Origin of the sequence: Streptomyces phaeochromogenes, assembly GCF_001418655.1 — a bacterium.
Lineage (GTDB): Bacteria > Actinomycetota > Actinomycetes > Streptomycetales > Streptomycetaceae > Streptomyces > Streptomyces phaeochromogenes.
Window position 1 is genome coordinate 1 of record NZ_LIQZ01000410.1, and the last position, 26,241, is coordinate 26,241.

The 26,241-nt window shown below is 70.9% G+C and carries 28 protein-coding genes and 1 pseudogene; 5 read left to right on the forward strand and 24 right to left on the reverse strand.

Features of this window, described 5'->3' with window-relative positions; translation table 11 throughout:
* A pseudogene (locus AOK17_RS40895) lies at nt 1–177 on the reverse strand (PaaX domain-containing protein, C- domain protein); the annotation flags it as partial.
* 159 nt (nt 178–336) lie between these two features.
* On the opposite strand from AOK17_RS40895, the gene AOK17_RS40900 reads away from it, so the two are divergent.
* Nucleotides 337–1,998, forward strand: coding sequence for an acyl-CoA dehydrogenase family protein (locus tag AOK17_RS40900; protein ID WP_055617732.1), 1,662 nt, complete (start codon nt 337–339; stop codon nt 1,996–1,998).
* Between the two features lie 83 nt (nt 1,999–2,081).
* On the opposite strand, the gene AOK17_RS40905 is transcribed toward AOK17_RS40900, so the two are convergent.
* Nucleotides 2,082–2,459: a winged helix-turn-helix transcriptional regulator gene (locus AOK17_RS40905; protein ID WP_055617711.1), complete on the reverse strand. Its 378-nt coding sequence runs from the start codon at nt 2,457–2,459 to the stop codon at nt 2,082–2,084.
* A gap of 152 nt (nt 2,460–2,611) precedes the next feature.
* Here AOK17_RS40905 and AOK17_RS40910 point away from each other — a divergent pair, with 152 nt between their 5' ends.
* Complete coding sequence (locus tag AOK17_RS40910; RefSeq protein ID WP_055617712.1) at nt 2,612–3,487, forward strand: NAD(P)-dependent oxidoreductase; 876 nt, start codon at nt 2,612–2,614, stop codon at nt 3,485–3,487.
* A 175-nt stretch (nt 3,488–3,662) separates the two neighbouring features.
* Nucleotides 3,663–4,742 carry an AraC family transcriptional regulator gene (locus AOK17_RS40915; protein WP_055617733.1) on the forward strand — a complete coding sequence of 360 codons (1,080 nt, stop codon included), beginning with the start codon at nt 3,663–3,665 and terminating at the stop codon, nt 4,740–4,742.
* 55 nt (nt 4,743–4,797) lie between these two features.
* Here AOK17_RS40915 and AOK17_RS40920 read toward each other — a convergent pair whose 3' ends face one another.
* From AOK17_RS40920 to AOK17_RS40930, 3 genes are read right to left on the reverse strand one after another with little or no spacing between them, the layout of a single operon-like run.
* Nucleotides 4,798–6,240: an aldehyde dehydrogenase family protein gene (locus tag AOK17_RS40920; protein WP_079053573.1), complete on the reverse strand. Its 1,443-nt coding sequence runs from the start codon at nt 6,238–6,240 to the stop codon at nt 4,798–4,800.
* Nucleotides 6,216–7,094, reverse strand: a complete 879-nt coding sequence (locus AOK17_RS40925; RefSeq protein ID WP_206190921.1) for an SDR family NAD(P)-dependent oxidoreductase — start codon at nt 7,092–7,094, stop codon at nt 6,216–6,218. Before AOK17_RS40925 ends, AOK17_RS40920 begins: the two co-directional genes overlap by 25 nt.
* The gene (locus tag AOK17_RS40930) at nt 7,091–8,437 is read right to left on the reverse strand and encodes a flavin-containing monooxygenase (protein WP_055617714.1); all 1,347 of its coding nucleotides are present in this window, start codon (nt 8,435–8,437) and stop codon (nt 7,091–7,093) included. The genes AOK17_RS40925 and AOK17_RS40930 overlap by 4 nt, the downstream gene beginning before the upstream one ends.
* A gap of 284 nt (nt 8,438–8,721) precedes the next feature.
* On the opposite strand from AOK17_RS40930, the gene AOK17_RS40935 reads away from it, so the two are divergent.
* Together AOK17_RS40935 and AOK17_RS40940 are read left to right on the forward strand one after the other, a co-directional pair.
* On the forward strand, nt 8,722–9,525 hold the full coding sequence (locus tag AOK17_RS40935) for an SDR family NAD(P)-dependent oxidoreductase (protein ID WP_055617715.1): 804 nt from the start codon (nt 8,722–8,724) through the stop codon (nt 9,523–9,525).
* A gap of 16 nt (nt 9,526–9,541) precedes the next feature.
* Complete coding sequence (locus tag AOK17_RS40940; protein ID WP_055617716.1) at nt 9,542–10,291, forward strand: SDR family NAD(P)-dependent oxidoreductase; 750 nt, start codon at nt 9,542–9,544, stop codon at nt 10,289–10,291.
* A 97-nt stretch (nt 10,292–10,388) separates the two neighbouring features.
* Here AOK17_RS40940 and AOK17_RS40945 read toward each other — a convergent pair whose 3' ends face one another.
* From AOK17_RS40945 to AOK17_RS41035, 19 genes are all read right to left on the reverse strand, one after another.
* A complete protein-coding gene (locus AOK17_RS40945; RefSeq protein ID WP_055617717.1) occupies nt 10,389–10,856 on the reverse strand; it encodes a hypothetical protein in 468 nt (155 codons plus the stop codon).
* A 28-nt stretch (nt 10,857–10,884) separates the two neighbouring features.
* Nucleotides 10,885–11,304, reverse strand: a complete 420-nt coding sequence (locus AOK17_RS40950) for a hypothetical protein (protein WP_055617718.1) — start codon at nt 11,302–11,304, stop codon at nt 10,885–10,887.
* 108 nt (nt 11,305–11,412) lie between these two features.
* The gene (locus AOK17_RS40955) at nt 11,413–12,471 is read right to left on the reverse strand and encodes an MBL fold metallo-hydrolase (protein WP_055617719.1); all 1,059 of its coding nucleotides are present in this window, start codon (nt 12,469–12,471) and stop codon (nt 11,413–11,415) included.
* Nucleotides 12,468–14,054 carry a class I adenylate-forming enzyme family protein gene (locus tag AOK17_RS40960; RefSeq protein ID WP_079053574.1) on the reverse strand — a complete coding sequence of 529 codons (1,587 nt, stop codon included), beginning with the start codon at nt 14,052–14,054 and terminating at the stop codon, nt 12,468–12,470. Before AOK17_RS40960 ends, AOK17_RS40955 begins: the two co-directional genes overlap by 4 nt.
* Before the next feature lie 102 nt (nt 14,055–14,156).
* A complete protein-coding gene (locus tag AOK17_RS40965; RefSeq protein WP_055617720.1) occupies nt 14,157–14,477 on the reverse strand; it encodes an EthD family reductase in 321 nt (106 codons plus the stop codon).
* A 44-nt stretch (nt 14,478–14,521) separates the two neighbouring features.
* On the reverse strand, nt 14,522–14,956 hold the full coding sequence (locus AOK17_RS40970; RefSeq protein ID WP_245697687.1) for a hypothetical protein: 435 nt from the start codon (nt 14,954–14,956) through the stop codon (nt 14,522–14,524).
* Nucleotides 14,953–15,303, reverse strand: coding sequence for a nuclear transport factor 2 family protein (locus tag AOK17_RS40975; RefSeq protein WP_055617721.1), 351 nt, complete (start codon nt 15,301–15,303; stop codon nt 14,953–14,955). The genes AOK17_RS40970 and AOK17_RS40975 overlap by 4 nt, the downstream gene beginning before the upstream one ends.
* A gap of 136 nt (nt 15,304–15,439) precedes the next feature.
* Nucleotides 15,440–16,066, reverse strand: a complete 627-nt coding sequence (locus tag AOK17_RS40980) for a TetR/AcrR family transcriptional regulator (protein WP_055617722.1) — start codon at nt 16,064–16,066, stop codon at nt 15,440–15,442.
* Between the two features lie 151 nt (nt 16,067–16,217).
* On the reverse strand, nt 16,218–17,006 hold the full coding sequence (locus AOK17_RS40985; RefSeq protein ID WP_055617736.1) for an enoyl-CoA hydratase/isomerase family protein: 789 nt from the start codon (nt 17,004–17,006) through the stop codon (nt 16,218–16,220).
* Nucleotides 17,003–17,785 (reverse strand): SDR family NAD(P)-dependent oxidoreductase, encoded by a 783-nt coding sequence (locus AOK17_RS40990; protein WP_055617723.1) that lies wholly within the window; start codon nt 17,783–17,785, stop codon nt 17,003–17,005. Before AOK17_RS40990 ends, AOK17_RS40985 begins: the two co-directional genes overlap by 4 nt.
* Nucleotides 17,782–18,558, reverse strand: a complete 777-nt coding sequence (locus tag AOK17_RS40995; protein ID WP_055617724.1) for an SDR family oxidoreductase — start codon at nt 18,556–18,558, stop codon at nt 17,782–17,784. Before AOK17_RS40995 ends, AOK17_RS40990 begins: the two co-directional genes overlap by 4 nt.
* Nucleotides 18,555–19,769 (reverse strand): acyl-CoA dehydrogenase family protein, encoded by a 1,215-nt coding sequence (locus AOK17_RS41000; protein WP_055617725.1) that lies wholly within the window; start codon nt 19,767–19,769, stop codon nt 18,555–18,557. Before AOK17_RS41000 ends, AOK17_RS40995 begins: the two co-directional genes overlap by 4 nt.
* A 12-nt stretch (nt 19,770–19,781) precedes the next feature.
* On the reverse strand, nt 19,782–20,753 hold the full coding sequence (locus tag AOK17_RS41005; RefSeq protein WP_079053575.1) for a phosphotransferase family protein: 972 nt from the start codon (nt 20,751–20,753) through the stop codon (nt 19,782–19,784).
* A complete protein-coding gene (locus tag AOK17_RS41010; protein ID WP_055617726.1) occupies nt 20,750–21,961 on the reverse strand; it encodes an acyl-CoA dehydrogenase family protein in 1,212 nt (403 codons plus the stop codon). Before AOK17_RS41010 ends, AOK17_RS41005 begins: the two co-directional genes overlap by 4 nt.
* A gap of 31 nt (nt 21,962–21,992) precedes the next feature.
* On the reverse strand, nt 21,993–23,141 hold the full coding sequence (locus tag AOK17_RS41015) for a thiolase family protein (RefSeq protein WP_055617727.1): 1,149 nt from the start codon (nt 23,139–23,141) through the stop codon (nt 21,993–21,995).
* Nucleotides 23,138–23,509, reverse strand: a complete 372-nt coding sequence (locus AOK17_RS41020) for a Zn-ribbon domain-containing OB-fold protein (protein ID WP_055617728.1) — start codon at nt 23,507–23,509, stop codon at nt 23,138–23,140. Before AOK17_RS41020 ends, AOK17_RS41015 begins: the two co-directional genes overlap by 4 nt.
* Nucleotides 23,494–24,282: an enoyl-CoA hydratase/isomerase family protein gene (locus AOK17_RS41025; protein WP_055617729.1), complete on the reverse strand. Its 789-nt coding sequence runs from the start codon at nt 24,280–24,282 to the stop codon at nt 23,494–23,496. Before AOK17_RS41025 ends, AOK17_RS41020 begins: the two co-directional genes overlap by 16 nt.
* Nucleotides 24,283–24,361: 79 nt before the next feature.
* The gene (locus AOK17_RS41030; RefSeq protein WP_055617730.1) at nt 24,362–25,513 is read right to left on the reverse strand and encodes an acyl-CoA dehydrogenase family protein; all 1,152 of its coding nucleotides are present in this window, start codon (nt 25,511–25,513) and stop codon (nt 24,362–24,364) included.
* Nucleotides 25,514–25,657: 144 nt separating this feature from the next.
* Nucleotides 25,658–26,241: SDR family NAD(P)-dependent oxidoreductase (locus tag AOK17_RS41035; protein WP_055617731.1), on the reverse strand; the 584-nt coding region annotated here is incomplete at its 5' end.

Genomic DNA, 26,241 nt, shown 5'->3' on the forward strand with positions numbered 1-26,241 from the left:
GCGTGACCTGGTCCGCAGCGTGGAGCCGGCGATACCGAAGGGTTCGACGCTGCGGACCAGGTCACGCACCGGAAGCTCCGGCGGATGCACGCCGAGCAGCAGGCTCAGGACGACCGACCGCGCGGACAGTGGGCGCAGTTCGACGTCGTCCGGCGACTGGGTGGCGTTCATCCGCATGGACCGCATGGGTCGCATTGTGCCCGGTCAGGTGAGGCGGGACGCGGGCGCGGCCCCGCCAGGCATGCGTTCGGTGCCACCCGCGTGGGCAGGAGCACGCCCCAGAAGCAGCGTGTTACATCCTTGATGCGACCGCAGCGGCAGTGCAACACTGACCGCATGGTCCCGATACTCGCGCCCGAGCAGTCCGCCACGCACGACGTCACCAACCAGGCCCCGCCCCTGACTCCGTACGACGCCTCCGACGACGCGGCCCTGCTGGAGGGGCTGCGCCGCGAGGGCGCCGGCTGGGCCGAGGAGGACGTACGGCGTCTGGGGCGTGTGGCCGGCGGTGAAGAGGCCCAGCTGTGGGGCGAGCAGGCCAACCGCCACGAGCCGGAGCTGCGTACGCACGACCGCTTCGGCAACCGGATCGACGAGGTCGACTTCCATCCGAGCTGGCACCGGCTGATGGGCGTGGCGGTGGCCGAGGGCCTGGCCGCCTCCCCCTGGGCGGACGACAGGTCCGGCGCCCATGTCGCCCGCACCGCCGGCGGACTGGTGTGGGGCCACACCGATGCCGGACACGGCTGCCCCACCTCGATGACGTACGCGGCCGTACCCGCTCTGCGGCGCCAGCCCGAGCTGGCCGCTGTCTACGAACCTCTGCTGGTCAGCCGGGTCTACGATCCGGGGCTGCGCGTCCCGGGCGAGAAGCGCGGGCTGCTGGCGGGCATGGGGATGACGGAGAAGCAGGGCGGCTCGGACGTCCGTACCAACACGACGGTGGCCGCGCCGACGGCCGAGCCGGGCGTGTTCACGCTGCGCGGCCACAAGTGGTTCACGTCGGCGCCGATGTGCGACGTGTTCCTGGTTCTCGCCCAGGCGCCCGGCGGCCTGTCCTGCTTCCTCGTGCCGCGGATCCTGCCGGACGGCACCCGCAACACGTTCCGTATCCAGCGGCTGAAGGACAAGCTCGGCAACCGTTCCAACGCCTCCTCGGAGCCGGAGTTCGACAACACCGTCGCCTGGCTGGTCGGCCCCGAGGGCCAGGGCGTGAAGACGATCATCGAGATGGTCAACTGCACGCGGCTGGACTGCGTGATGATGAGCGCGACGCTCATGCGCAAGACCCTCGTGGAGGCGGGCCACCACACGAAGCACCGCGGCGCCTTCGGGGCGCTGCTGATCGACCAGCCCCTCATGCGCAACGTACTGGCCGACCTGGCGCTGGAGTCCGAGGCCGCCACGACGCTCACCCTGCGGCTCGCGGGAGCCGCCGACCGGTCGATCCGCGGCGACGCGCAGGAGACGGCGTTCCGCAGGATCGCCACCGCCGTCGGCAAGTACTGGGTGACCAAGCGCGGCCCGGCCTTCACCGCCGAAGCCCTGGAGTGCCTGGGCGGCAACGGCTATGTGGAGGAGTCGGGCATGCCCCGCCACTACCGCGAGGCGCCCCTGCTCTCCATCTGGGAGGGGTCGGGCAACGTCAACGCCCTCGATGTGCTGCGTGCCCTCGGCCGGTCTCCCGACACCGCCGATGCCCTGTTCACCGAACTCGCCCTGGCGCACGGGGCCGACGCCCGGCTCGACGCGGCCGTGCTCCGGCTCAAGGGCCGGCTGTCCGACCCGGACGGCGCCGAGACGGCCGCCCGCCGGCTGGTGGAGCTGATGGCGCTGGCCCTGCAGGGCTCGCTCCTGGTCCGCCATGCCCCGGCCGCCGTCGCCGACGCCTTCTGCGCGACCCGCCTCGGCGGCGACTGGGGACACGCCTTCGGCACGCTCCCCGCCTCCGCCGACCTGGACGCGATCCTCAACCGCGCGCTGCCGGAAGCCGGTTGATCCTGCCCGGCACGGGGTGATCCTGCCCGGCAGCCGGTTGGTCTGCCAAGCAGCCGGTTGGCCCTGCCCGGAAGCCCAGGTGCCTAGCTCTGAGGGGTCTCCGTGACATCGGCGGAGACCTTCTCGGCGCCGATCCGCCGGATGCGCTCGGTGCCCCACGCCCCGAGGGAGGCCAGGGCGGCGTTGAGCGAGACGCCGTGCTCCGTCAGGGAGTACTCGACCTTCGGCGGCACCTCTCGGTACACCTCACGATGGACGAGCCCGTCCTCCTCCATCTCCCGCAGATGCTGGATCAGCATCTTCTCGCTGACGCCCGGCAGTCCGCGGCGCAGCTCGGCGAACCGGCGGACCCCGTAGTGGTCCAGCTCCCACAGGATCAGCGACTTCCACTTGCCGGTGACCACGTCCATGGCCGCGTCGATGCCGCAGAAATAGGGACCACGTCGTGCCGAGGTCGCCATCCGTCCCCCAAGACCCAAACCCCAAGGGGCACTTGAACCCCAAGGGGTACTTACCAACAGGTGAGTACCCGACTAATTAGTCCGTACTGGTCAACCCTACCGGCCCCGGAGAGGATCGAACCGAACCGCAAACACGAGGGGAAACGCCGGAAATGACGACCGACAACAGTGTCCAGGTGAGTGTTCTCGGGCTGGGTGCGATGGGCACCGCTCTCGCGGGCGCCCTGGTGAAGGCCGGATACGCGACCACCTGCTGGAACCGCTCTCCGGGGAAGGCGGACGAACTCGTCGCGCAGGGCGCGGAGGTGGCCGCCACGGCACGGGACGCGGTCCGGGCCGGCCAACTCGTGGTCGTATGTCTGTTGGACCAGGCGTCGGTCCACGAGGTGCTCGATCCGCTCTCCGACGAGCTGGCCGGACGAACCCTGGTCAACGTGACCACGACGTCACCGGCTCAGTCACGGGAGTTGGCCGACTGGGCCGCCCGGGCCGGGGTCACGTATCTCGACGGCGGCATCATGGCCGTACCGGACATGATCGGCGGGCCCGGGTCATCGATCCTCTACAGCGGATCGGCCGAGGTCTTCGACGAGTACAAGCCGTTGCTCGAACTGTGGGGTACCAGTACCTACTTCGGTGAGGACGCCGGGCTGGCGTCCCTGTACGACCTCGCCCTGCTCGCGGGCATGTACGTCATGTTCGCCGGATTCGCGCACGGCGCCGCCATGGTCGCGCCGGCCGGTGTGACAGCGCGCGAGTTCGCCGCCCTGGCCACGCCGTGGCTGGCCGCCATGACCGGTGCCTTCGAAGGGTTCGCCGCGGTCGTCGACGGCGGGGACTACACCGTCGCCGGACAGCAGAGCCTCGAGTTCTCCAGCCTCGACCATCTCCTGGCCGCCAGTTCCGACCAGGGCATCGGCACCGAGGTCGTCGGCATGGTCCAGCGGCTCATCCGACGCCAGATCGACGCAGGCCACGGAGAGGAGAGCTTCGCCCGCATCATCGAGAGCATCAGGCAACCGGGCTGAGCCGGGCGCGCGGGACGACAGGGGCCGGACGCGAGGGGCTCCAGGGGCCGGACAGGGGACTTCACCGGCCAGACCTCCTGCCGCTGGGGTCCCGCCCGCCTACAGTGGTGCGCCCAGGCAGGAAGTGGGTGTGCCCAAGCAGAAGATCGGTGCTCCCAGGCAGGAGGTGAGCGCGATGCCCGTCGCAGACGTCCCGGCGGCCCCCGCGGGAACCAGCCGCAGCACATCGGCCACGATCCAGCCGAACATCCTGCGCTATCTCACCTCGGTCGCCTTCGAGCGCGGTGTCGACCTGCGGCCGCATCTGGAGCAGGTCGGTCTGAGCGAGACCCTGATGCGTTCGGCGGCCCTCAGGGTCTCCTACCGTCAGGGCAGCGCGGTGATCCGGCGGGCCCTGGAGCTCACCGGTGACGCGCACCTGGGCATGAAGGTGGGCGCGGCGCAGCACCTGACCGCCTGGGGGCTGCTCGGTTTCGCGCTCATGGCCGCGGAGAACCTGCGGCAGGCCGCCGAGACCGGGGTGACGTACCAGAACCTGTCCGGGGCGATGGTGGTGTGGTCGGCCGGCGAGGAGGACGACGGGTTCGCCATCCGCGCCGACCTGCCCGATCCCGCCATGGATCCGGGTGTCGCCGTCTTCCTGATCGAGGAGGCGCTGACCTCCGCGGTCACGCTGGCCCGGCTGACCGTCGGCCCCGAATTCGGCCCACGCGTGGCGGAGTTCGCCTTCCCCGCGCCGGCCCACGGCGACCCGTACGGCGCCTTCTTCGGCTGTCCGGTCCGCTTCGGCGTCCCGGTCAGCCGTGTCGTCATCGATCCCGTGTGGGCCAGGGCCCCGATGCCGGGCCGGGATCCGGTGACGTTCGCGTCGGCGTTGGAGACGCTCGACGAGCAGATGGCCTCGCGTCGGCACCACCAGGAGCTGCTGGAGGTCATGGAGATCTCCATCGCGCAGAGCCTGCCGGTGGTGCCGTCGTTCGCCGAGCAGGCACGTCGGCACGCGGCCAGCGAGCGCACGCTCCGGCGGCGGCTTGCCGACTGCGGCACCACGTACGAGGCTCTCGTGGACGGAGTGCGCAGGGAGCGCGTCGAACAGTTGCTGCGGCGCCCGGAACTGACCCTGCGTGACATCGCCCATCAGGCGGGCTTCTCCGACGAGCGGACCCTGCGTCGAGCGGTGCGCCGCTGGCACGGCACCTCATCGCGGCGGCTTCGGGAGGACATGCTGGGCGCCGAGGGACCTGCCCTGGGCTGACGCCGGACGGGGGCGCCCTGTAAGCGGCAGTACGCCCCCGTGCTCGGCTGGTCGGTCAGCGGCTCCGGATCCAGATGGTCTTCTCCCTGGTCCACCGCTCGAAGGCGTTCGTCGACTTCTCCGCGCCGCCGAAGCCGGACTCCTTCCAGCCGCCGAAGGGGGTCGTGATGTCGCCTTCGCTGTAGGAGTTGACCGAGACGACCCCGGCCTGGATGCCGCGGGCCAGGCGGAGGGCGGCGTCGAGGTCGCGGGTCCACACGGAGGCGGCGAGACCGTACGGGGTGGCGTTGGCCAGGGCGATCGCCTCGGCTTCCGACGTGAAGGTCTGCAGCGTCACGACCGGCCCGAACAGCTCCTTGGTGAGGACGTCGCTGCCTTCGGGCGCGTGGGTGACGACGGTCGGCGGGTAGTAGGCGCCGCGCGGCGGGAGACCGTCGGGCAGGCCCGCGGTGTGGATGTGGGCTCCGGCGGCGCGGGCCGCCTCCACGGCTCCCGCGACCCGGTCGAAGGCGGCACGGTTGACCAGAGGGCCGATGTGCGTCCGGGGGTCGGCCGGGTCGCCGATGACCAGGTCCCTCGCGGCGACGGTGAACCGGGCCAGGACGTCGTCGGCGATGCTCCGATGTACCAGGACGCGGGAGCCCGCCGTGCAGTTCTGGCCCATGGTCAGGAACGCGGCCTCGATCATGCCGTCGATGAGATCGTCCCCGTAGGCGAGGGCGTCGGCCATCAGCACCTGGGGGCTCTTGCCACCCATCTCCAGCGAGACGCGCTTGAAGTTGGTCTCGGCCGCGTCCTTGAGGATCCGCCGCCCGGTGTCGGTGGACCCGGTGAACGACAGCGCTCCGACGAGGGGGCTGCGGGCCAGGGCGGTCCCGGTGACCGGGCCGTATCCGGGCAGGACCGTGAGGACACCGTCCGGGAGGCCGGCCTCGGCGGCGAGCCCGGCCAGGTGCAGCGCCGAACGCGGGGTCGCCTCGGCAGGCTTGACCAGCAGGCAGTTTCCGGCAGCCAGCGCGGGCCCGACCTTCCACGCGGTCATGGCCAGCGGGTAGTTCCACGGCAGGATCGCCGCGACGACCCCGATGGGCTCCCGGGTCGTCAGGCCCAGGCTGTCGGATCCGGTGGGTGCCACGCGGCCGAACACCTTGTCGGCCGCCTCCGCGAACCAGCGGATCGACTCGATCGCGCCGGGTACGTCACCCGCCCGGCACTCGGAGATCGGCTTGCCCGCGTCCTCGCTGTCCAGCCGGGCCAGCAGCTCGGCGTCGCGTTCCATCAGACCGGCCAGCCGCAGCAGCACCGCGCTCCGCTCGCGGACCGGCAACCGCGACCAGACTCCCGAGTCGAAGACCTGTTGGGCCTGCTCGGCGGCCTTGGCGACGTCCTCGGCCGTCGCGGCGGGGAGCGTGGTGTTCAGCTCCCCCGTCGTGGGGTTGAGAACGCGCAGTACTGACCGGCTCTCCACTGTGGTCATGCCTCCTCCACCAGTTCCCATCGGTCGTCGACCCGGCACGCCAGCCCTCTGCTGCGCAGGTCCTCCAGATAGCGGGCCATGCCGCGGTCGCCGCGCTTGCGGAACAGGGGGAAGAGCCTGGGCAGCAGGTTCGGCGCGAGCATCGCGAACCGGACGAGCCACGACTCACCGGGCCGGGCGTAGGCCTCCAGCCGGGGCCTGTCCAACAGGCTGACCACGGCCGCCACGACGTCGGCGGGCTGCTGAGGCTGGTCCTGGAACTGCATGGAGTTTCCGCCGTCCACGGCCTCCTGGCGCAGCATCCGGGTGTCGGTGGCCGACGGGAGCACCGACCCGGCGAGGATGCCCTTGCTCCGCAGGTCGAGCCCGATGGAGAGCATCGCGCCGCGCAGGCCGAACTTCGAGGCCGTGTAGATGGGGGTCTCGCCCAGCGGGAAGATCCCGCCGAGGGAGACGGTGGTGACCACGCGGGCGTCCCGGGATGCCTGGAGCAGGGGGATCGCGATCCTGGTCGCGATCAGCGGGGAGATCAGGTTGAGCGTGATCTCCCGCTCGATGCTCTCGACGCTGCGGACGTCGAAGCGTTCGGCGCTGGTCATGCCCACGTTGTTGACGAGGACGTCGAGCCGGCCGTACGTGTCGGCGACCAGGTCGAAGAGACGCTCCACCTGGGCACGGTCCAGGACGTCGCAGCCGATGCCCAAGTGCCCGGCGCCGGGCAGTTCGTCGGCGGTCTTCTCGGCACGGGCCGCGTCGATGTCGACGACCACGCAGCGGGCACCGCCGGAGGCGAAACGACGGCACATCGCGCTGCCTATGCCGCCTGCGCCGCCGGTCACCAGCATGACCTTGTCGGTGAAGTCGAAGCCGCTCACGACACCACCTCCGCACGCCGCGGGGACTTCACCGGAGGCGGCTGCCCCTCGGTGCGCCAGCCCATCCGGGCCGCGATCCTGCCGAGGTGCTTCACGATGGTCGCGCTGTCGACGTAGCCGGTGTGGCGGGGCGAGGCGACGAACTTCAGGCCCCCGGTCAGGTCCGGCCGGTCGTTGCGGATCATCTGCGCGAAGCGCTCCGCGTTCGGCAGCCCGTGCCGCGTGTCGTGAACGTACCCGGCGATCAACTGCGCCTGGGTGTCGAAGAGTTGGTACGCGCCGGAGTTGGTCTCGATGAAGCCGACACCGAACAGCCCCTGGTGCTCGCGGGAGAACGACGACAGGTACAGGTCGGGGTGCTGTTCGTCGCCGAAGTACTTCTGCGCGACCGGCACCTTGTGCAGATAGCCGGTGGCCATCAGGACGAGGTCGAAGTCGTCGCTCGTGCCGTCGGTGAAGTACACGGTGCTGCCCTCGGCGCGGGCGATCCCCGGTTTGGCGGTGATGTCCCCGTGCTGGAGGTGGTGGATCAGCATCGAGTTGACCGCGGGGTGTGTCTCGAACAGCCTGTGGTCCGGCTTCTGCAGTCCCAGGCGCCTCGGGTCGCCGTTGACGATCCGCAGGAGGGCGCCGAAGACCCGCTGTTCCAGCCACATCGGCAGCTTCGGCCCGCCGGCCGCGATGGTGTCCACCGGCCGCCCGAACAGATGCTTGGGGATGAACCAGTAGCCGCGCCGCATGCTGATCACCGCGTGGTCCGCGCTGCGCGCCGCGTCGCAGGCGATGTCACAGCCGGAGTTGCCCGCGCCCACGACCAGCACCCGCTTTCCGCGCAGTTCCTCCGCGCTGCGGAAGCCGACCGTATGGCGGACGTCGCCGGTGAAGTCACCAGGCAACTCGGGGAGGTTGGGATGCCACTGTGCGCCCGTACACACCACGACCTCGCCGTGCAGGCTCTGCTGTCCGTCGGCCCGGGTGACGGTCCAGGTCCCGTCCGCGTTCTTCTCGACGCCCTCGACACCGACGCCGAACTCGATCCGGTCCGTCAGTCCGTAGGCGTCGGCGAACGAGCGCAGGTACGACAGGATCTGGCGATGCGGGGGATAGTCCGCGAAGTGGTCGGGCATCGGCCAGCCGCCGTATCCCGAGAGCGTCCTGCTGGAGATGAAGTGGGCCGACTCGTACATCGGACTGCCGGGGTTGTCGATGTCCCAGATGCCGCCGGGCCCGGTGTGCCGCTCCAGGTGCGTGTAGGGCAGGTTCCTCTCGGCCAGGGCCCTCGCGACCGCCAGCCCGGCAGGTCCCGCCCCTATGACACAGGTGTCGTACTGCGTTTTCTCCACGAGCCCGCCTCCTTTCTCCTCGCACTTCGCCGGTGTTGCCGGAAACCTATGCACCGGGCGCTCGGCGCGAACTGGTCCGCGCGGCCACGGAGGGGACCTCGGCGGCCATACGGCTGCCTCCCTGGGTCCGGCCCCTCCACCGGGCGGCGCCGGGCACGGTGGAGGGGCGGGCGAAGGCCTGTCCCGAGCCTTGTCGCCCTCGCGTCCCCGGACCTAGACTCGCTTTCGAACTGAAGTTGGTTCAGTTGCCTGGATCCGACGGCTTACGGACGGGAGCGAACGGCATGGTGGGTTCTCTCGACGGCAAGACCGCCCTCGTCACCGGGGCGGGCCAGGGCATCGGACGGGCGATCGCCGTGGAGTTCGCCCGGCAGGGGGTCTCGGCGGTCACCGTCGCCGACCGGGACGGCGAAACCGCCGCCGAGACGGCCGAGCTGGTGCGCGCGGCGGGGGCGAAGGCCGAGTCCATCGTCTGCGATCTGCGCGTGCGTGACGACATCGAGGCGATGGTGGCGCGGTCGGCGGAGCGGTTCGACGGGCTCGACGTGCTGGTCAACAACGCCGGGGTGATCGAGTCCACGTTCACGGCCGACCCCGGCCGAAGCGTCGAGACGCTCGCCGAGGAGGTGTGGGACGCGGTCTACGAGGTCAACCTCAAGGCCGTGTGGCTCACCACCAAGTACGCGGCGCCCTTCCTGCGCGCTTCCCGGCGCGGCCCTGCGATCGTGAACACCGCGTCCGTCTCCGGCCTCACCGGATTCCCCAACGCCCCCGCCTACGGCGTCACGAAGGCGGGCGTCATCCATCTGACCAAGGTCACCGCCGTCGATCTGGCCCCCGTGCGCTGCAACTGCTTCTGCCCCGGCGTCATCGACACACCGCTCGCGCAGGACTTCTTCGCGGCGGCCGAGGACCGTGACGCGATGGAACGGGAGCTGACCGCACCGCAGTTGGTGGACCGGCTCGGACGGCCGGAGGAGGTGGCCCGGCTCGCCTGCTTCCTGGCGTCCGACGACGCGGCGTTCATCACGGGCTCCTCGTACGTGATCGACGGCGGCGCGCTGGCCTGGCGCGGCGTCAAGGGCTGAGCACGTGGGAGACACGATGGAAGCGAGACTGGCCGGGAAGGTGGCGCTGGTGACCGGCGCGACCGGAGGAATCGGCGAAGCGGTCGTACGGCGGCTCACGGTCGAGGGCGCGGCCGTGGTGGTGACCGATGTCGACGCGGACCGCTGCGCGAAACTCGCCGAGGAGGTCGGGGGCGGTGCCGTGGGCCTGGCCCTGGACGTCACCGACGAGTCGGCCTGGGAAGCGGTCGTCACCCGCGCGACCGCCGAGCTGGGGGGTCTGTCCGTGCTGGTCAACAACGCCGGCATCGCCGCGATGGGCACCGTCGAAACGGAGACCCAGGAGACCTGGGACCGGGTCATCGGCGTGACACAGACCGGAGTCTGGCTCGGTATGAAGCACGGCGGCCCGGCCATCGAGCGCTCCGGCGGCGGCTCGATCGTCAATGTCGCGTCGATCTTCGGCACGGTCGGCGGCTTCGGCGCCCAGTTCTCGTATCACGCGGCCAAAGGAGCCGTACGTCTGATGACGAAGAACGCCGCGCTGCACTGGGCGAAGCGCGGCGTACGGGTCAACTCCCTGCATCCCGGCTTCATCGAGACGCCCCGCTCCCGTGAACTGTGGCGCGACACGCCCCGGTTGGCCGCCATGCTCGACGGCACCCCGCTCGGCCGCCTCGGCACATCCGAGGAGGTCGCGGCGACCGTCGCGTTCCTCGCCTCCGACGACGCGAGCTTCATGACCGGCTCGGAGCTGTACGTCGACGGGGGCTGGACGGCGCGATGAGCGGGACCGGGATCCGACCGGGCGGTCCCGTCATACGGGGTACGGGCCGTGCGACCCACCCCACCCGCAGTGCGCGCGGTGGGTCGCACGGTCCGGCTCAGCACTGCGGGATCTGGGACTTCCAGGTGCCCGGGCCGCCCGTGTCCAGGTACCAGTCGTTGACGTAACCGTCGCCGATTCCGTTGTCGACCCGCATCCAGTAGCGGTAGCCGTTGCCGTCCGTGTCCGGGTCGCCGGTCGTCCAGCAGATGAGGCCCAGTTGGTCCCCGTTGTGGTACTGCCCGAAGACGGGCGACTTCGCGGCCCCGTAGCTCGGGCCGGTACGTACGGCCAGGTGGGAGCCCGCTTCGATGCCGGTGACGTACGCGCAGTTGGTCCGGTCGCCCGAGATGCTGCACTGGTGGATGGCGGCGCCCGCCGGGCCGGCTCCGACCAGGACGGCCGAGGCCGTGGCGGTGAGCACGGCTCCCGTGGCCACAAGACCGCGCAGACGCCACTTCGGCCGCGGCCCGGGGTTCGATGCGAGAGGCTGGTTCGACTGGTTCACGTGGTTCGTGTGGTCCATGAAGGGTCCTTCCGAGGGGTCGGCCGGGTCAGCACTGGCGGATCAGCGGCTTCCAGGTGCTGGGGCCGCCGGTGTCGAGATACCAGTCGTTGACGTAGCCGCTGGAGCTCCCTGTGGAGACCTTCATCCAGTAGCGGTAGCCGTTGCCGTCCGCGTCCGGGTCGCCGGTGGTCCAGCAGTTGACCTCCAGCCACTGCCCGTTGCCCCAACGGGCCACCGGCGTCGCGCCGTAGTTCGGTGCGGTACGCATCACCAGGGCCGAGCCCGGGTCGATGCCGGTCACCTGGGCGCAGCGGGCCGGGTCACCCGCGCCTGCTCCCGGGCACGGACGCGGCGCTGCCTGGGCGGGCGTGGCCGCGAGCAGCCCGGCCCCGGCGAGCAGGACGGTGGCCGCCCCCGCGACGGCCGCCGAGCCTGTTCGGGACCTGAGTTGCCGTGACGTCAGCATCGGTTCCTCCGTTCGATGGTCATGGTCATCGACCTTGGCATCCAACGGGGACGGGCACATCCTGTGATGTCTCAGGGTGCTGGTGCGGCCTGTTCGGCGAGCGGTTCGCTAGGCAGTGGCGGGGACGACGGCGTAGAGGTCGACGCCGTCCTCCTGCGTGCGGCGCGCACGGCTGTCGGCCACCAAGACGTCCAGGTGTGCCGCGGTCTCGCTGACGGCGAGCATCTGGTTGAACGGGGTGAGGTCGCCGAAGGCCACCTTGCGCCGGGTCCAGCCCAACTCCCCCGCCACGACATGGGCGTTGAGCGTACGGTCGCCGAGGACCGTGAGCGTCTCGGTGAGCCGGTCGTCGTGGTGGGCGAGCAGTTCGCCGACGCGTGCGTGGACGCTGTCGCCGACCGGGCCGTGCGCGGGCAGCAGCCGGGCGTCGGAGAGTGTGGTCATCAGCCGCAGCGAGGCGAGGTAGGCGCCCAACGGCAGTGTGCCGCCGCCGAGTTCGAAGCCGATGGAGGGGGTGATGTGCGGCAGCACGTGGTCCCCGGAGAACAGCAGGCCCCGGGCCCGGTCGAGGTAGACGACGTGGCCGCGGGTGTGGCCGGGTGTGGGCACGACCGTCAACCTGACTTCCCCGAACGGGAGTTCCTCGCTCTCCAGCCAGCGGTCCGGTGCCTCCCACACGCTCGGGTCGAAGCCGCCGTGGTCCATCGCGGCGATGCGCTCGGCGAGTTCGTGGGCGCCGGCCCGGCGCAGTGTCCCAAGTGAGCCGACCGGCTGGTCCGTGCGCAGTTCCCCCAGCAGTTCCAGGCCTCGGCGCTCGCCGGAACCCAGGTAGACCCGGGAGCCGAGCAGTCTGCGCAGTTCGACGGCCTGGGTGTAGTGGTCGCGGTGAATGTGGGTGACCAGGACGTGGCTGATAGCGCCGAGGTCGTGGCCGAGCCCGCCCAGCGCGTCCTCAAGTGCCTTGCGGGACTCGGGGATCGACCATCCCCCGTCGATCAGCACCACCCCTTCCGTCAGCCCTTCGAGGGCGTAGACGTTGACGGCCCGCAGTCCGTCGTCCGGCAGCGGCAGCGGGATGCGGTGGACACCGGGACGTACGGTCTCGGCGCCTGCTTCCGCCCACCTGCCGCGGTCGAAGGGGGTGACGCGGGTCGTGGGGGTGGTCATGCGTCTCCTTGACGAGGGGGTTGTTGTTCCAGATCCTGCGCCGGTCCCGCTTCCGGTTCCGGTTCCAGCTCTGGTTCCGATTCCGCGGAGAGCCGTGCATGCAGTTCGCGTGCGAGTTCGCGGGCTCCCGACCGGTCGAGCTTGCCGACGGTCGTCTGCGGCAACTCGCCCACGGTGAAGGCGAATTCGGGCCACTTGGCCTTGGACAGGCCGGTGCCGGCGAGGTGCGCGGTGATCTCGTCGAGGCCGAGTGCGTCGCCGCTGTCCTCGGGCACGATCAGGACGGCGGCGCGTTCGCCGAGCAGCGGGTCCGGTACGGGTGTCACGCAGACGCGGGCCACCGACGGGTGCCCGGCGACTGCGCGCTCGATCTCGGTGATGTCGAGGTTCCGGCCACCGCGGATGATGACGTCCTTCTCGCGGCCCATGATGGTGACCGTGCCGTCGTCGCCGGTCATGAGCAGGTCTCCGGTGGGGAAGAAGCCGTCCGGGGTGAGGGTGGGCGGCTCGACCTTGCCGTCGCGGGCGTAGCCGAGAAAGAGGGAAGGGCCGCGGACCTCTGCCCGGCCGGTCCGGCCGGGGCCCAGGACCGTTCCGTCGGGGGCTACGGCTCGTAGCTCGGTGCCGGGAAAGGGGCGGCCGTCGCGGTCCAGGCGGAGTTCCTCGGGGTCATCGGGGCTCGGCGAAGTGTGTCCCAGGCATTCGGACATGCCGAACACCCGCAGGATCCTCGTACCGAGGGAGCGTTCGGCGCGGGCGAGCGCGCCGCGGTCCATCGGGCCGCCGCCGACGGTGATCGACCGGACCCCTTCGAGGACGCGCGATCCGGCAGCCGCCGAGCCCATCTGGAGGGCCATCGTCGGCACGCACATGGTCCACCGGACGTCGTGGGCCGCCATCCGCACGAGGACCTCCTCGCGGTCCCATCGCCCGCTCAGGACTAGCGGTCCGCCGAGCATGAGCGCCATGCAGACGCCGAAGCAGTACGCGGCTGTGGAGGAGAGGGGGACGACCGCGGCCACCGCGTCACCGTCACGCAGTCCGTTGATGTCGGCGGTGCTGAAGCAGGCGTACCGCAGAGAGCTCTCGGACTGGACGACGCCCTTGGGCCGTCCGGTCGAGCCGGACGTGAGGCCGATGAGAGCGCCGCCGGACCAGCGGGAGACATCGCGCGGACCTCGGCCGGCGAGGACCGTCCAGCCGTCCAGGGCCTCGACCTGCCACGCACCCGGCAGGCCCTCCCGGCCGTGCCACTCCTGGAGGGCGGCCGGCTCGGCGATCACGACGTCGGGACGGATGTCCTCCAGGGCGGCGGCGAACTCCGCACGGGTCGTGTGCCGGTTGACCAGGGCCAGGACACCGCCGGTCATCCCCACGGCGAGGGTCGCCGCGACGGTGCGCCAGGTGTTGTCGGCCTGGAGGAGGACGGTACCGCCGGGTGTTCCGTCAGGTGTCATGGTGTCGGCCAGGTCGGCCGCGCGCACCAGGAGTTCGCGCGCGGTGTGCGGTCCGACGTCGTCGACGACGGCCGTGAAGTCGGCCTCGTCGGCCCGCTCCTGGAAAGCTCGTACTGTCTGTCGCATCCGCTTCCTCGCCTCGTCGCGCGAAAGATGGTGATGTTCGTCCCGGCAGGCCGGCCACCCAGCCAGCAGCCAGCCGACGCACTCGGCCCGCTCGAAGCCCGCTCAGCCCGCGAGCATGTCCTTCTCGCCGCCCATGACCGCGATCCGGCGACCCTTCATGTCGCCGACCTGGGCGACGGCCGCCGCCCATTCGGGGCTGTCGAGGGCCTTGCGCAGGTCCTCCGCGGTGTCGAAGCCCAGGACGGAGACGCCGTCCCAGCCCTCGGAGCGCGGTTCGAGTGCTGTGTCGATCTCGGTGTGCCGCCAGGACCTGAGTCCGGGCAGGGTGCGGGTCAGTTCGGCGTGGTCGCCGCGCCACCAGTCGATGAACCGCTCATGGGTCCAGTCCGACGGCCGGGCGGCCAGCAGCACGAGGTTGTACATCGTCTCTCCTCACACTTCTCGGGCTTCGGGACTCTCGGGACTCCTCAGGTGAACAGCACGGACGGGGAGCGCCCGATGAGCAGCCTCCGCACCCGGCCCGTGTCGGTCAGGCGCGCGGAGGCCACGAAGGTCGCCTCCAGCTCACCGTGGCGCCGCACCTCGCCCAGGAACAGCTCGTCCCGGCCGACGGTGCTCGCGGAGAGCAGATGGTGGGTGCGGACACCCACCTCGCGCTGGGCGAGGTAGCCCTCCATCTCGGCCCGGCCGCCGTTGAAGTCGGTCGCGCCGTCGCCGCCGGTGGAGAACAGGATGGCGAACGAGAAGTCGTCGCTGATCAGGTCGAGGATCCGGTCGGCGTCCTCGCTGTCCAGGATCGCGAACCAGGTCGTCAGGAAGGAGGCGCCGGGCTGCGGGGCAGCGGGCTGGGAATCCATGGAGTGGGAAGCGGCGGACTGGGAATCGCGGGACTGTGTGGTCATGGCCGGTCCACCAGGTCGAAGTCGGTGGTGAAGAAGGACTGGTAGCGCGCCATCAGCCCGGCGGGCGAGATCTGTGCGGCGGACAGGAAGGCGCCCATGGTCACGCCCTTCTCGACCACGAAGCCGTACACCGTCTCGACGTCCCCGTCGACCGCGGACCGAACGATCTCGTGGGTACGGTCCACCGCGGCACGCCCGGCGATGTAACCGGCGAAGTCCTCGCGGGACTCCCCGGCCCGCTGCCCTCCGGGAAGCGCGATGAGGAAGCGGAAGTCGGGCTCCAGGAGTTCCAGGGCCTTGTCGGGATCCTGGCCGTCCATGGCGGCCATGTATGCGCGAAGCACCATGCTGATCGTTCTCCTCAGCGTTCCTGTCAACGTTTCCGCAAGCGTTCCTAAAACAACCTGAGTTCACTTCAGTTTGAATGTAAGACGGGTGCCCCGCCTCCGGCAAGAGGCGGGACGTGCCCGGCCGCCGGGACTACTACTCGGCGACCATGCGCACCACGCATCCTTCGATCATGTCGCTGATCTCCGGGAGCGGGATCGCTCCGCTCGGGCGGTACCAGCGCCAGACGCTCACGATCATTCCGAGGACGGCGAGCCCGAGGGTGTGCGCGTCCCGGACCGGGAAGGCGCCCTTGGACATGCCGCGCATCAGCAGGTTCGTCCAGTCCCGCTCGACCATCTGCACCAGCTGGCGGGCGGCGACACGCTCGGTCTCCTCGCGCTTGGACTTCCGCGGGGTGGCGAGCAGGGACATGTTGGCCTGCAGGATGCGCATCTGGCGGATCTCCTGCTCAGTGACCGAGAAGGCGGTGCGGACCCCCGCGCGCAGCTCTTCGACCGGCTCCGACTTCCCGGCCGTGGCCTCGACGAACATGTCGTGGGAGCGCTGCAGCTCCAGGCGCATGATGGTCAGCAGGCAGTGGGCCTTGGACTCGAAGTAGTGGTACAGGGCGGTCTGCCCGATGCCCACCCGGTCGGCGACCTCGGACCACTTCGTGTTCTCGTAGCCGTCCTCCCCGAACCGCTCCACGGCCGCCACGAGAATCGCGGCCCGCTTGGACCTGGGCCCCTCGTCCGGATCCACGATCCGCGCGCTCACCATCGTCTCTCCCTCTTCTCACCACGGGCGGCTCCGATCACCGCTCGGGTGTCCGAGAGTAGACCCAAGTTCAAGTCGGTCACGAATGGAAGGCCGGTTGCGATTGGAGAGCCGGTTGCGAATGAAAGAGGGGCGACCGGCCCGACCCCGGTGCTCATGGGACCGGGGCGTGCGTGAAGTCGGGCCGGCGCTTGGCGAGGAACGCGGCCACGCCTTCCCGCCCCTCGGCGGAGACCGCGGCGGCGGCCAGTTGGCGGGCCTCCGCGTCGAGGTGTTCACCGAACCCCGCCGAGAGCGATCTCGCGACCAGCCGCCTCGTCGCCCCGTACGCCCCCGTGGCCCCGCGCGCCAGCGCGCTCGCTGCCTCGGCGGCCTCCTCGTCCAGCCGCTCCGGCGCGACGATTCTGCTCACCAGCCCCATGTCCAGGGCCTCGGCGACCGGGATCCGGCGGTTGGTCAGCAGCAGGTCCATCGCCCGCCTCGGTCCGACGAGCCGGGGCAGCGACCAGCTGACCCCGGCGTCCGGCGAGTACCCGATGCCGGTGTACGCGGCCGTGAAGCCGGCGTCCGAGGCCGCGAAGCACAGGTCGGCCGCCGCGGCGAGCCCCAGCCCGGCGCCCGCCGCGCTCCCCTGCACGGCCGTCACCAGCGGCGCGTCCAGACCGGCGAGGATCCGCAGCGCTCCGTGCAGCGCGTCGGTGACCTCGGTGAGGTGCGCGACCAGCCGATCACCGGAGAGGGCCGCGAACTCCTTCAGGTCGCCTCCGACACAGAAGTACCGCCCCTGCCCGGTGAGCAGCACGGCCCGTGCTCCCGCCCGCTCGCACTCGCGCGCGGCCTCCAGCAGTGCCCGGGCCATCGCCAGGTCGATCGCGTTGCCGTCCCCGCGGCACATCTGGACGCGCGCCACCCCGTCAGCGCCGACCTCGACCGTCACCCTCATCGCGCCGTCCACCCGCCGTCCACGGTGAGCACCTGCCCGGTGCAGTACGAGGACGCGTCCGAGGCCAGATAGAGCAACGCCCCGTCCAGTTCGCCCTGTTCACCGCCCCGGCCGAGCATCGTGCCGCGCTCGACCCACCGCCGGGACCGCTCGTCCGCGAACAACTCGTGAGTCATCTCGGTGCGGAACCAGCCGGGGGCCAGGGCGTTGACGCGGATCCCCGACTGCCCCCACTGACCGGCCAGTTCACGGGTCAGCCCGACGAGTCCGGCCTTCGAGGCGGCGTAGGCGGCGCCGCCCATCGGGGCACCGGAGACCAGCCCGAGGACGGACGAGACGTTCACGATGGATCGCGTACGGCCGGAGGGCGGCGCCTCGGCCAGCAGCCGGGCGAGGTGGAAGGCGGCCACCAGGTTCACGGCCAGTACGTCCGCGAAGTCGTCGGCGCTCTCGTCCTGTGCCCTCACCGCTCCCGGTGCCCCCGCGTTGTTGACGAGGATGTCGAAGCGTCCGCCGGCTGCCAGCACGGTCTCGGCCAGTCGCACCCGGTCCGCCTCTTGGGAGACGTCGCAGACGACGGGGTGGATGCGCGGATCCTCGTCGGCCAGTTCCTTCAGCCTGTCGGGTCTGCGGGCCGCGGCGAACACCGTGGCGCCGGCGGCGGCCAGGACGGTCGCGAACCGGGCCCCGAGCCCTGAGGAGGCCCCGGTGACGACGGCCGTCCGGCCGTGCAGCGAGAAGAGGTCCGTGTCCCGGTTCGTCGGTGAGGCCGTCGTCATGCGTCCACCCCGATCGGCAGCACGGTCGCCCCGCCGTCCAGGACGAGCGTCTGGCCGGTCATCCACGCCGACGCGTCGGAGGCGAGGAACACCGCGGCGTGCGCCACGTCCTCCACCGTGCCCAGCCTGCGCAGCGGCAGCTTCGCGGTGAGGATCGGCTCCCTCGGCTCCCAGACGGCCCGCGCCAGTTCGGTCTTGATCAGACCGGGCGCGATCGCGTTCACCCGTGCCCGCGGCCCGAGTTCGTACGCGAGCTGCCGCGTCATGTGCAGCATCGCCGCCTTCGTGGCGTTGTACCAGCCGATGTGCGGGTCGACGATGAGCCCGCCGACCGAGGCGATGTTGACGACCGCTCCCCCGTGCTCCGCCATCCACGCCCGCCAGGCGCACCGGGTCCAGGCGATCATGCCGTACTGGTTGACCCGTACGGTCTTCTCCGCGCGCGGCAGGTCGAGGTCGAGCAGGTCGCCCATGTACGGGTTGGTGGCCGCGTTGTTGACCAGGATGTCGAGACGGCCGAGCCGTGCCATGGTCTCCTCGGCGCAGCGCTCGGCGTCGTCCGGTTCCCCGGCGTTGGCGACCACCTCGTGCACCTCGCCGTCGCCCTTGACCCGGAGCAACTCCTCGCGTGCGACGGCGAGTCCGTCCGGTTTGCGGGCGGCGATCACCACATGGGCTCCCGCCTCCCGGTACGCCTTGGCGATGCCCAGGCCAATGCCCCGGGAACCGCCGGTGATCACGGCGACACGGCCGTTCAGTGCGTGTCCGCTCATGCCGACTCCTCGCGGTACTTGGTCAGTTCACGGCGTGCCACGGTCCGCAGATGCACCTCGTCGGGCCCGTCCGCGATCTTCAGCGCCCGGGTGATGGCGAACAGCCGCGCCAGTACGGTGTCGTCGCTGACCCCCGCGGCCCCGTGCGCCTGGACCGCCCGGTCGACCACCCGGTGGGCGACCTCCAGCGCGGCCACCTTGATGGCGGAGACCTCGGTACGGGCGGCAGCGTTGCCCGACGTGTCCATGAGCCAGGCGGACTTGAGGACCAGCAGCCGCAGTTGCTCGATCTCGATGCGACTGCGGGCGATCCACTCGCGGACGACACCCTGCTCGGCGAGGGCACCGCCGAAGGCGGTACGGGTCAGGGTCCGGCGGCACATCAACTCCAGGGCCCGCTCGGCGAATCCGACGGCGCGCATGGCGTAGTGCATGCGGCCAGGCCCCAACCGCCCCTGGGCCAGGGCGAATCCCTCCCCCTCACCACCCAACAGGCCTGACACAGGCACCCGTACGTCCTCGAAGAGGACATCGCCGTGGCCGCAGCGGTCGGTGTAGCCGAACATCGGCAGATCGCGCAGGACGGTGATGCCGGGGGTGTCGCACGGGATCAGCAGCATGCTCTGCTGCCGGTACGTGGGCGCGTCCGGGTCGGTCACTCCCATGAGGATGATCAGCCGGCAGTCCGGATCGAGGATTCCGGAGGTGTACCACTTGTGGCCGTTGACGACGTACTCGTCGCCGTCGCGGGTGATCCGGGTGCGGATGTTGCGCGCGTCGGAGCTGGCGACCTCCGGCTCGGTCATCGCGAAGCACGACCGGATCTCGGCCGCGAGCAACGGCCGCAACCAGCGGTCCTGTTGCTCAGGTGTGCCGAACAGGGAGAGCAGTTCCATGTTGCCGGTGTCCGGGGCCGAGCAGTTGAACACCTCGGGGCCGATGACCGACCGCCCGGCCAGCTCGGCGAGCGGCGCGTATTCGAGGTTCGTCAGGCCCGCGCCCAGGTCTCCGTGTGCGAGGAAGAGGTTCCACAACCCCTCGGCGCGCGCCTTCTCCTTCAACTCGCGCATGACCGGTGGCAGTTCATGCGGGTTGCCCGCCTGGGCCAGTTGCCGGTCGTACACGGGCTCCGCGGGGAAGACGTACTCGTCCATGAACGCGGCCATGCGCGAGCGGAGTTCGTCGGTCCTCTGGGAGAGTCCGAAATCCATGGTGGTGCTCCTTCAAGACCGTTGCGCGAGGATGTCGAGCGCGGTGCGGATCATCGCCGCGATGGTCGGCGGCAGCCGCTCCTGGTCGGGGTCGTGGTGCTTGCCCTCGCGGTGTCTGCGCAGGTTGTGGCCCATGATCGCGGCCATCTTGGTGCGGGCCAGGGCACGGAACCAGGCGAGATCAGGGAGTTCGGTGCGGCCGTCCGCGTAGGCGGCGAGCAGCTCCTCCTCGGTGGGCAGGCCCGGTACCGGACGCCCCAGTCGAGGGAAGTTCCGGTGGTCGGCGAAGAGCAGGAACCAGCCGAGATCGATACGAGGGTCCCCGAGGGCCCAGATCTCCCAGTCGACGACGGCCGCGGGTCGCGCTCCCTGGCACAGGACGTTGCCAAGCCGGAAGTCGCCATGGGTCAGGGTGGGTGCCATGCCTTCCGGGACCGTGGAGGCAAGGCGGCTCAACAACTCCTCCGCACCCGGCCGGAGTTCCTCCGGCACGGCCCGCATGGTGCGTCCCCATCGCTCCAACTCGCCTGCCGGATCGAGGAGTTCCGAGGTGACCTCGGTCTTCGAGCCGTGCAGATCCCTCAGCACCCCGGCCAGGGCCAGCATCCGTGTCCGGCACAGACCTGGATCGAGCGGGTGCTCGTCCAGGACCGGCTCGACCGCCTCGCCGTCCACGAACTCCATGGCGAACCAGGCCGGTTCCCGCTCGTCGACGGCGACCACGGACGGTACGGGGACCGGCGATCCGGTCAGGGCACGCAGCACCTCGGCCTGGCGGAGCACGTCGTTGCGACCGACGGGCCGCTGCCCGGGCGGCACCGCCTTCACGACGTACGAGGCCGGTCCCGCCGCGATCGAGTAGGTGAGCCCCGAGTGGCCGCCGGGCAGGGTGCGCAACTCGCCGAACGGCACGCCCGGATGCCTGACGGCGAGCCGCTCGCGCACCCGTCCGGCGAGTGCCGTCACATCGGTCGCGGTACTCAACTCACCGCTCCTTTCGGCTCCTTGGGCAGTCCCAGCACTCGCTCGGCCAGGATCGTGCGCTGGATCTCGTCGCTGCCGCCGGCGATGCGGTATCCGGGGGCGCCGAGCAGATGCTCGGTCCAGGCGAACGTTCCCCACTCCCCCGTGTCGGCGGCCAGCCGCGGTCCGAGCAGCTGCTGCACGAGGTCGGTGGTGGCCCGCATGGTCGCGGTGGCGTGGAGTTTGCCGACGGAGGCCTCCGCGCCCGGTTCACGGCCGGCGGCCACGGCTGCCGTGACGCGCAGTCCGATGAGTCGCTGAACGAGGGTGCGGACGAACAGGTCTGCCGCCTGCTGCCGTTCACCGCCGGTGAGCGGGCGGGGCAGTCGGCGGGCGAGGTGGAGGGCACGGTCGGCGTTGTCCAGTCCGAGGCTTCCGGAGTCCAGCCGCTCGGCCGCGAGCACGGTGAGCGTCACCCGCCAGCCCTGCCCGACCGGACCGAGCCGGTCGGCGTCCGGTACGAAGACGTCGTCGAGATAGACCTCGTTGAAGCTTGAGCCGCCCGTCATCTGCCGGATCGGCCGTACGGTCACGCCGGGCGCGTCCATCCGGACCAGGAAGACCGTGATGCCCGCGTGCTTGGGCACGTCCGGGTCGGTGCGGCAGACGGCGACACCCCAGGTGGCGACGCGGGCGCCGGACGTCCAGACCTTGTGACCGCGCAGCCGCCAGCCGTCCCCTTCGCGAACCGCTCGCGTGCGGACGGCGGCGAGGTCGGAACCGGCCTCCGTCTCGGAGAAGAGCTGGCAGGCGAGTTCGTCCGTGCGGAGCATGGGGCGCAGCCAGCGAGCCTTCTGTTCGTCGGTGCCCCAGATGCGGATCGCGGGGGCGACGAGCTGCTGGGTGACCGGGAAGACCTCGGTGCGCCGGGGCACATCGAAGGCGGCCTCCTCGGTCCGGTACAACTGCTCGTAGTACGAGGGCAGTTCGCGGCCTCCGTACTCCGGCGGCCAGTCGAGCGCGCCCCAGCCCTGGTCGTACCGGGTGCGCTCCCAGTCCCGTATCCGGTCGGTGTGTGCGCGTTCCTCGGTCTCGGTCCAGTTCTCGAAGACGGCCACCGAGTCGTCGCCGCTGCCCCAGTCCTGGCGCGCGGCGCGTCGCTCCGCCGTGCCGGCCAGCCAGCGCCGGGCCTCGGCACGGAACTCCTCGGGTTCGGGGATATCGCTCATGGTCCTCCCTTCGGCGAATCAGGTGCCGGGATCAACGGGTCAGCACGGTGCAGGCGCTGACTCCCGGCGCCCCGTAGACGTGGGTAAAGCCCGTCGCCGGTTCGCCCGGCACCTGTCGTTCGCCCGCCCTGCCGCGCAACTGTTGGACGATCTCGTGGACTTGGCGGAGCCCGGAGGCGCCGATGGGCTCGCCGTTGGCGATACAGCCGCCGTCGGTGTTGACCGGGAGCGCCCCACCGATCGCGGTCGCGCCGGAGGGGATCAGCCGCTCCTGCTCGCCGTGCTCGCAGAACCCGCACTCGGCCATGTGCATCACCTCGGCACCGCTCTCGGTGTCCTGGAGCTGGCACACATCGATGTCGCCCGGGCCCAACCCGGCCTCCTCGAAGGCCAGTCGGGCGGCGTCCGCGCTCACGCTGGTCGGTGTCCCGGGTGGCGCCCAGGGGCTGAACACCTCGAAGGAGCCGAACCGCCGGGTCCGTACGACCGCGGCCCGCAGTGCGACCGGGATGCCTTCCAACTCGTCGGCGACCGCGCGGTTGCACAGGATCAGGGCGACCGCGCCCTGGCCGGGCGAGCAGAACATGTACCGGGTCAGCGGGTCGTTGACCATGCCGGACGCCAAGATCTCGTCCGCGTCGACCGGCTTGCGGCGCCAGGCGTGCGGGTTGCGGACCCCGTTCGCGTACGCCTTCTCGGCGACCAGTGCGAGAGTGCGGGCGCTGATGCGGTGGTCGTGCATGTACCGCTGGATCTTCATGGCGAAGAACTGGGTGGTGACCATGAGCCCGTCGCGCCCGTAGGCCTCGTCGAGCCCCCAGTCGGCTGGCCGCGGGTCGAAGGCGCCGCGCGGGTGTTTGTCGAAGCCGACGGCGAGGGCGACGTCCGCCGCGCCGGAGCGGATCGCGCCCACGGCCGACACCAGGGCGCTGCCGCCGGTGGCGCAGCCGTTGCGGACGTTGATGAACGGCACGCCGGTCAGGCCGAGTTCGCTGACGAGTGTGTCGGCGTTGCCTGCCGCGTCGCTGCCGCCGTAGGCCGCCCGCACCCGGGACCAGGGCAGCCCGGCGTCGGCGAGTGCGGATCGGACGGCCCGCACGGCGAGCTGCCTGCCGTCGTCCTCCGTACGGGCGAAGGAGGTGATGCCTACGCCGCAGACCATCACCTCTTCGGCGCTCATGCCCTGGCTCCCACGGCCCTCGGCACGCCGTCCCCCGCCGCGAGGGTCAGTGGCATGCCGATCTCCGCGTCCTCGGGCCGGATGTCCAGCACGGCCAACACCCGGACACCCTCCGGGAGTTCGACATATCCCACGGTGAACGGCTCGAATCCGGCGGCGGGGACGGCGTACGGCGGCGACTTGGGTGCGTACCGCTGGACGGTCCACGTCCACAGCGTGCCCGTACCGGAGAGAACGACCTGCTCGGCCGGTCCCCCGCAGCGCGGGCACGCCGGGTCGGCGGGGTAGACGGCCACCGCGCAGTCGGCGCACCGGGAGCCGCGGAGTCGGCTCCCGGGGTCGGCCGCGGTGCTCAGCGTCCCTTCCACTGCGGTTCCCGCTTCTCCAGGAAGGCCGCCACACCTTCCGCCGCGTCCTCGGAGTTGAGCATCACGCCGACCGCGAGGTGCTCCATGACCATCAGCGACTGGATGTCGGCGTCGAGGCTGCGGTCGATGGTCATCTTGGTGATCCACATGGTGAACGGGCTCTTGTCGACCAGCTGGTCGGAGAACTCCTCGACCGTGGCGTCCAGCTTGTCCGCCGGCGCCGAGGAGTTGATGAGCCCGAACTCCGCGGCCTCCACACCGGTGAGCAGCTTGCCGGTGAGCATGAGCTCCTTGGTCTTGCGGACGCCGATCATGCGCGGCACCCGGTAGATGGGCCCTGCCCCGCCGAACAGTGCGCGGCGGATGTGGAAGTCGCCGATGAGGGCGTCGTCCGCGGCGATCGCGAAGTCGCAGGAGATCATCAACTCGAAGCCGCCCGCGGTGACATGGCCTTCGAGGACGGCGATGGACGGCGTCTTCATCGAGTAGAGCCGGTCGCAGACCTTCGCCGACAGCACGGCGACGTCGATGGCGGTGGAGCTGCCGATGAACTCGGCCTTGAGGCTGTCCAGGTCGAACCCGGAGCAGAAGGTGTTGCCCCGCCCGCGCAGCACCAGCACGCGCAGCTCGGGGTCGGCGTCGACCTCGGTGATGATCTCGTCGAGCCGGTTGAGGATCGGCACGGTCACGCAGTTCTTCTTGTGCGGCCGGTTCAGCCAGACCCGCGCGACGTGCCCGTCCCGCTCGAACTGGATCTCGTCTTCGACTGCCATGAGCTCCTCCAAACTGAACTGAATTCAGTACGATTCTGCGGGCAGTAGATGCCCCTGTCAATGGATCGGGAACCGCCACTCAGCCCGAAGTGCCGGTGAGGCCGAGCAGCCCGGCCAGCCGCAGACGGTGGTCGTCGGCGGTGCCGAACAGCGCCTCGTCCGCCCGCGCTCGGCGGACATACAGATGCGCCGGGTGTTCCCAGGTGAAGCCGATACCGCCGTGGAGCTGCACGTATTCGGTCGTGGCGAGGCGGTACGCGCCGGTGCAGGCCACCGCCGCCGCACTCGCGGCGACCGGCAACTCGGGGGTCCACTCAGCCAGGCAGGCGCTCGCGTACGCCGACGCCGACCGCGCCCCTTCCAACTCGACCAGCAGATCGGCCAGTCGGTGCTTGACCGCCTGGAACGAGCCGATGGCCCGACCGAATTGAGTTCGTTGCGAGACATACTCCAGGGTGGCGTCCAGGGCATGCGCACTGCCGCCGACATGCTCGGCGGCGAGCGCCACCCGCCCGGCGCCGAGGACGGCGTCGACGATTCCGGACACCTGCCCGGGCTCACCGACCGGTTCGGCCGGCGTTCCCCGGAAGCGGACGAGCGCCTGGCGGCGGGTGGGATCGAGAACGCGACGGGCCGTGCGATCACAGGTCGAGCCATGCGTCCCGTGCGGCGGCACCGGTTCACAGGCGAACAGCCGCTCCCCGTCCGGCGCCCGGGCCACCACCAGCAGCAGATCTGCGCCCTCGCCGTCGGGCACGAAGTCTGCCTCCCCGCGCAGCACCCAGCCGTCGGGCCCGCGCTCGGCCGTCACATCGGCGGCCTGCACGAACCCGGCGACCGTGGCCGTGACCGCACCGGAGGCGATCCCCGGCAACCAGCGCTCACAGGCCCGCCGATCGCCACTCCCCAGCAAGGCGTGCCCCGCCAGCACGACGGTCGACAGCAGCGGCGCCGGACACAGCACACGCCCGGCCTCCTCGAGAGCCACGGCGAGTTCGGCGAAGGTGTAACCCCCACCGCCGTACTCCTCCGGCAGAGCAAGCCCGTGCACCCCGATCTCCCCGGCGAGCCGAGCCCAGAGCGCCTGGTCGTGCCCGCGCGCACTCTCCACTTGCTTGCGCACTTCTTCGGGCCCACAGCTCTCGGCGAACAAGTCCCGCAGAACCGTCCGCAGTTGACGCCGCTCCTCGCTCTCCAGCAACACGGCCGGATCCACATCGAGCCGGTTCACACATGCCTCCTCGGTCGAACAAACTCCAGTTCCATGGGCGCCCCTTCAGGGGCGCGGGGCTGTGACATCGTGCGGCTCCGCCGCGTGGGCGCGACCAGCCACGACACACCCGCAGCGATCATCGAATCCACACCCCCGGACCCCTCACACCGTGAACCGCCCCCCGTTGGCAAGCACCACCGCCCCAACGAGATTCACCGCCTCATCACTCGCCAAGAACAACGCGACATCGGCGATCTCCCCCGCCGTCGCGTAGGGCCGAACCCGAGGATCGGCCAGGTCCTGCCGCAGCGCGGCAGGCGTCCGCGCCGCCATCCCCGTCTCGGTGGGCCCCGGCGCCACCGTGTTCACGCGGACGCCGAACGCGATCGCCTCCTTGGCGACGGCCTGGCTCAACGCGTGCGCACCGGCCTTCGAGGCCGCGTAGTGCGGATAGCCGACCGGAGCATCGAAGGCCGAGGAAGAACCAACGGTGACGATCGCACCGGACCGGCGGGGCGCCATGACCCGCAACGCGGCACGCAGGACATGGAAGGTGCCGTCCAGGTTGACCCGCATGACACGCCGCCAGGCGGCCCCGTCGAGCCGGGTGACGACATCGGGCGGCCGTTCGTCGAGCAGCGCCTCGGCGATCCACTGCTTCGCCTCCGGGTCGTCGACTCCGGCCGCGTGCACCACGACGTCCAGGCGCCCCCACGCCCGTACGACCTCTTCGACCGCGCGGTCGA